Below are 232 nucleotides of genomic sequence, written 5' to 3'. Positions count from 1 at the left end.
ATTCACGGTAGATGGTTGATCGTGAACGTCCTAACTCCCGAGCAAGGGTAGCGATTGAACTTTTACTTTTCAAAGTAGCATAAATTTCGTATCTTTCATCTTGAGAAAGTTGGGTGTATTTCTTCATCGTGTGCTTTCCAATTGCGGGTTGAAAAAGTCTAATGATTCTATGAATACACCTAACTTTTTCAACTAACTACAAATGTGTTGCACTTGAGATTTGAATCTGCGT

Annotated in this window: 1 protein-coding gene; it reads right to left on the bottom strand. The window is 37.5% G+C overall.

Going from position 1 to position 232, the window contains the following annotated elements:
• A partial coding sequence (locus ACEO2X_RS14790) for a helix-turn-helix domain-containing protein (protein ID WP_180005984.1) occupies window positions 1–127 on the bottom strand: 127 nt, incomplete at its 3' end.
• Window positions 128–232 lie beyond the last annotated feature (105 nt).

The organism is Acinetobacter sp. AL9 (assembly GCF_041464035.1).
Lineage (GTDB): Bacteria > Pseudomonadota > Gammaproteobacteria > Pseudomonadales > Moraxellaceae > Acinetobacter > Acinetobacter towneri.
Note: the sequence above shows the minus strand (reverse complement) of the source record. Positions and strands in the feature narration are given on the sequence as shown.